Source organism: Erythrobacter sp. MTPC3 (genome assembly GCF_042854385.1).
Classification (GTDB): Bacteria; Pseudomonadota; Alphaproteobacteria; order Sphingomonadales; family Sphingomonadaceae; genus Erythrobacter.
On sequence record NZ_BTGP01000025.1, the window covers coordinates 1 to 4,847 of the forward strand.

Here is a 4,847-nt window from a genome sequence, read left to right on the forward strand (position 1 = left end):
CGACCGCCACAGCCAAGTCTTGAAAAGCCTTCCAGCCTAAAGTGTGAAGCGCGAAATCAATCTGCTGAGCCTGCGCCAGCGGGGTTGCGTTTTTCGCAGCAGCCGTGCCCCCAGCTTGCCCTAAAATGTTCTTTCCTTGAGCCATTTACAACGCTCGTAAGCGACAGTTGAAAAAATGCCAACGCGCCATTTTGGAGACCAACATTCAATTTTAAAACTTCAGCAAGATGCTAGGCTGAGAAGATAGTCGAAGCTTGTTCTGGCTGTCGGGGAATATCGTGGAGCTTGCAAAGGTCACAATTGAGAATTTTCGTTGCTATCGTGAGCCGATCAGCATCGACATTGAGAATCTTACAGCTCTTGTGGGGCGGAATGACGTTGGCAAATCCGCCATAATGGATGCTCTCGCGATCTTCTTTGAGGTCGCAAAACTTGATCGAGACGACGCTTGTAAGACTGGCGACCCAACGAATGTGCGCATCACTTGCGAGTTCGATAGTCTCCAAGATGTCATTTTGGACACTGATTATGAAACAAATCTCGTGTCTGAATTTCTGCTCAACAACGATGGTCGTCTAGCTATAAGAAAAACATACAATGGAAGTCTGGTCACTCCAAAACTGACTTCTGTTGATGCGCTAGCCATGCATCCTTCAGCAGATGGATTTTCCGATCTCTTGGCATTGAAAAAGGCTGAGCTTATCGCTCGCGCAAATGAACTCGACGTCGATCTAGACGGGGTGAACAAGCAAGCGAATTCGCCGATAAGAGCGGCACTGTGGGAAGCATGTGAAGATTTGAAATTGCTTCCGACAGCTGTGCAACTGAACGCTGAGGGTGGGAAACAAGTCTGGTCCGCGTTGGCCACCTATCTTCCAACATATGCACTTTTCAAATCTGATCGCGCGAGCACGGATCAGGACGATGAAGCACAGGACCCGCTGAAAGCTGCGATACGTGAGGCGGTCAGGGCTGTCGAAGATAAGTTGCAGGAAGTAAAGGAGTACGTTGAGACGGAAGTTTCCAAGATCGCGGGTGCCACCGTCGAAAAGCTTCGCGAAATGGACCCAAGTATTGCGGAGACGCTTGACCCCATCGTTACGACCAAAAAGTGGGAGACCCTTTTTCAGACTAGCATCACGGGTGACCATGGAATTCCGCTCAACAAACGTGGAAGCGGAGTGAAGCGGCTTGTTCTCCTAAACTTCTTTCGCGCCAAAGCCGAACGAGCATCGTTGGAGACGAGCAGTGCATCAATTATCTACGCAATCGAAGAACCTGAAACGAGCCAGCACCCACGAAATCAACGGCTTCTATTAAACGCCTTGCGTGACCTATCTTCTGGTCCCGGCAAGCAAGTCCTGGTGACAACGCACACCCCGATGTTGGCTCGTTGCCTACCCGAAACCTCACTCCGTTTCGTTGAGAAAGGTGAAGGTGAACTCCGATCGATCACCCAAGGAGGGGCGGAAACAAGTGCTCAGATTGCCCGCTCACTTGGGGTCCTTCCAGATCATAGTGTTCGGCTTTTCCTGGGCGTCGAAGGACCGCATGACATCGAGTTTCTGAAAGGCATGGCTCGAATGCTCCTCGCGGGCGGAGAGGCGGTGCCAAATCTAGAAAACTTGGAGCTAGAAGGGGAGGTCATTTTTGTCCCTCTTGGCGGAAGCAACTTAGCTCTTTGGGCTTCTCGCCTGCACCATCTGAATCGACCCGAATTGCACATTTGCGATCGCGACAATGAGCCACCGGCGGAGCCGAAATACGCTGAGTTCATGAACACAGTGAATGAGCGCGAGGGGTGCCAAGCGATCGCCACCTCGAAGCGAGAAATGGAAAACTTTCTGCACCCGCAAGCGGTCGTTGAAGCCTACGCAGCGAACGGCATCGAGTTGACTCTGGATGACATATTCGCAGATTTCGAAGATGTCCCAATGACGGTGGCTAGAGCCGTACATATCGCTGGCGGAAGTGAGATAGACTGGGAAGATCTCGAAGCCGGACGCAAAAAAGAAAAGGAAAAAGCCGCCAAGCGCCAATTGAATGGCCAAGTCTTACATCGGATGACACCACAGCGCCTAGATGCGTCTGACCCAAATGGAGAGATACGTGGTTGGATGCAGACTATCAGCCAACTTCTGGACGCAGAATGAGTGTATTTGGCCGCTTACTTTGCGCTCATTTGGCCAATGAAGGCTCGTCAAATCACCATGCTTTGGACGCGGCCCTGGCGCAGGTTGATCTAAAATTTAGTCCCTCGCCAAAGGGGTGAGGGCAACCATTGGGGTTCAGAATAGAGATATGATGCTCAGTCAACTAAGGCTGAGGGGTTGCCCGAAGTGCCCTTTGCTTATTGCCTAAGTATGCCCCAGAGGTGGCTAGCTGCTCCCGCTCCAAAATTAAGGTTAGAAATTCAGTGTATTGAGCGTTTGCTCCAAATTGCCGGAAACGCCCGTACACATTTGAACTTGACAGCACGCCGAACGTCGCGGGGAAGGTGACGGGTTGTGGGCATCATCTTGCTCCTGCCGAGAAGGGGAGGGGAGGGGCGGCGCTTGCGCCGCCCCGTGGGCCTCAATCCTCGTCCTGCTGGTCGTCGTCGGCTGCGCCGTTCTTCGCCAGGGCGGCGAAGCGATCAGCGATCATGTCAACGGTATAGATGCGGTCGCCGTCGCGCTCGAAGCTGGACTGACGGACCCGCCCGGTGATGTGGAGAAGGTCGCCCTTGCCGATCTTCCCGGCGCGCTCGACGTTCTTTCCGAACAGGGTGACGCGGTTCCAGTGCGTGTCGTCCTGCCATTCGCCATTGATCTTGCGACCATAATTCGCGGCCACGTCGATGAAGGCCACCTTGTCCTTGATTTCAACCTTGCCAACGCGGCCAATGATCCGAAATTCAGCGATATTCTGCATGATACTGTCCTTTGTCTCTAAGTTGCTGACGCAATTTTGAGGGTGGACGGTCTGACGCGGGCAAGCGGAATGACGGAGGCTCCGCCGCGAAGCGGTGGAAACCGTAGGCGCATCGCGCCGGTATTCTGCTTGAAGGGGAGCGCAGCTCGCCTGATCCCGCATTAGTCAGGCCAGGACACCATTTGCGTCAAATCAGCAACGGAGCAAAGGGCCGGGAATCACTGCGTATCGCGTCCGAAATGAGGTCGGCCGAAAACCGTTGGCAGGATCAAGGGCAGGGCGGTTTCGATGTGGCCAGATGGACAGTCGCAAGGCGGGGAAGGGGAGGGGACTAAGCCTGCTGATCCGCGCCCTGTTCGGAATTACGCTCGGCCTTGAGCCGCTTGTAGATCGACTGGTGGCTCACTCCCAGCACCTTCGCAACGGCTTGCCCGGTCATATTGTGCGGTGGCTGCATCAACGCCTTGGCCTGTTGCCATTGCTCGGCGCTGATAACTGGTGGGCGACCCAGCTTCTTGCCAGCACGCCGGGCGGATTCCAGGCCCGCGCGGGTTCGCTCGCGGATCACGTCCCGCTCGAATTGGGCAAAAGCCCCGACCATATGAAAGAACAGCCGCCCCGCTGGCGTTACCGTCTCGATCTGCTCATTGAGTGAGCGAAAGCCAAGTTGCAGCTCGCCCAGCATTTGCAGCTCGGTCATAAGTGTCATCAAGGAACGGGAGAGGCGGTCAAGACGCCAGACTATGATTTCATCGCCAGGGCGAGCCATCCTGAGCATTTCACCATAGGCCGGTTTAAGCACCGCAGCGCCGGAAACGCCTCGATCCTCAAAGATACGCTCGGCGCCAGCATCCTTGAGCGCGTCGATCTGCAAGGCGAGGTTCTGTTCGTCAGTGCTGACACGGGCGTAGCCGAGTTTCATGGCCGCTCAACCTCCCACGGGTCGATAATGGTGACGCCCGTTCGCTCAAAATCCTTCACGTTGCCTGTCACTACGGCCATGCTGTGAACAAGTGCAGTCGCCGCAATCAGTCCATCCCGGTAAGGGACGGGGTTGGGGACGTGGAGCGCCGCACAACGCAGCGCCACAGCTTCGTCAACGGGCAATATCCGCCCCGCAAAGGCAGGGCGCACCATTTCATCTAGCCACCTCCGCAGAAGAGCGCCTTGCGGTCCATCCTTGCGCTCGATCCGCCTGACGCCCCGTTCAAGTTCAAGGATCGTGATGGCGGACAGATAGAGGCTATCCTCATCGGCCTGCGAGGCCCAGGCGACAGCCGGTTTTGCGGAAGGCACGTCAGGGCCTTTTCGCAATTCCGAGACAAAGTTGGTATCGAGAATATACATCAGCCTAGCGCATCGTCCTTGAGGTCGATTGCAGCTCGCTCCGGCTCAAAATCAATCTCGGCAGATTCCGGCAAGGCCAGACGCTCGACAATCGAACCTTTGCGCGCCGCAAGGCGGCGATATTCGGCCATCGTCATCAAGACGTGTTCGGGGCGGTCCCGGTTGGTGATGAATACCGGCCCATCGTTCGCCGCTTTCTTCGCGCGGCCCGGATCACGGCTGAAATCGCGGCTGCTGAAATAGTGGGTGCCCATGATTGCCTCCATCGGCCTGACAAGCTAATGTAGGATACATTAGGCACATTAGAAAATTATGCAACTTAATATAATTTTTTTCCTATTAAGTTGCATAGCCTGAATTTGGCCAATTGTGGCAACGCATTTCTGCGGGTTTGCGGGGAAGTGGTTGCACTGTCTAAAAACCACCGTTTTCTTGACCGCGATCATGGGCAGGGAGGGGGAAGATCGCCAAGGGCATCAAGCTCCCATGTATGCAGCACCCTGCGATGCAGTTCGGTATAGGCGTGGCGAACGGGAGCCTCGATCCTCGACCTGCCTTCAAAGCCAGCATCCCAAAGCACTTGGGCT

At 55.0% G+C, this 4,847-nt stretch carries 5 protein-coding genes; 1 reads left to right on the forward strand and 4 read right to left on the reverse strand.

Going from position 1 to position 4,847, the window contains the following annotated elements; all coding sequences use genetic code 11:
• Nucleotides 1-254 precede the first annotated feature (254 nt).
• A complete protein-coding gene (locus ACGHU1_RS16720; protein WP_390588816.1) occupies nucleotides 255-2,153 on the forward strand; it encodes an ATP-binding protein in 1,899 nt (632 codons plus the stop codon).
• Between the two features lie 421 nt (nucleotides 2,154-2,574).
• On the opposite strand, the gene ACGHU1_RS16725 is transcribed toward ACGHU1_RS16720, so the two are convergent.
• The 4 genes from ACGHU1_RS16725 to ACGHU1_RS16740 form a co-directional block, all read right to left on the reverse strand.
• Nucleotides 2,575-2,913 (reverse strand): single-stranded DNA-binding protein, encoded by a 339-nt coding sequence (locus tag ACGHU1_RS16725; protein ID WP_390588819.1) that lies wholly within the window; start codon nucleotides 2,911-2,913, stop codon nucleotides 2,575-2,577.
• A 331-nt stretch (nucleotides 2,914-3,244) separates the two neighbouring features.
• Entirely contained in the window at nucleotides 3,245-3,835 is a 591-nt protein-coding gene (locus ACGHU1_RS16730) for a recombinase family protein (protein ID WP_390588821.1), read from the reverse strand.
• A complete protein-coding gene (locus ACGHU1_RS16735; protein WP_390588824.1) occupies nucleotides 3,832-4,260 on the reverse strand; it encodes a type II toxin-antitoxin system VapC family toxin in 429 nt (142 codons plus the stop codon). The genes ACGHU1_RS16730 and ACGHU1_RS16735 overlap by 4 nt, the downstream gene beginning before the upstream one ends.
• Nucleotides 4,260-4,514, reverse strand: a complete 255-nt coding sequence (locus ACGHU1_RS16740; RefSeq protein WP_390588827.1) for a type II toxin-antitoxin system Phd/YefM family antitoxin — start codon at nucleotides 4,512-4,514, stop codon at nucleotides 4,260-4,262. The genes ACGHU1_RS16735 and ACGHU1_RS16740 overlap by 1 nt, the downstream gene beginning before the upstream one ends.
• Nucleotides 4,515-4,847 lie beyond the last annotated feature (333 nt).

Coding starts and splice junctions, on each gene's coding strand:
- ACGHU1_RS16725 (WP_390588819.1), bottom strand. CDS start 2,913: ATGCAGAATATCGCTGAATTTCGGATCATTGGCCGCGTTGGCAAGGTT.
- ACGHU1_RS16730 (WP_390588821.1), bottom strand. CDS start 3,835: ATGAAACTCGGCTACGCCCGTGTCAGCACTGACGAACAGAACCTCGCC.
- ACGHU1_RS16735 (WP_390588824.1), bottom strand. CDS start 4,260: ATGTATATTCTCGATACCAACTTTGTCTCGGAATTGCGAAAAGGCCCT.
- ACGHU1_RS16740 (WP_390588827.1), bottom strand. CDS start 4,514: ATGGGCACCCACTATTTCAGCAGCCGCGATTTCAGCCGTGATCCGGGC.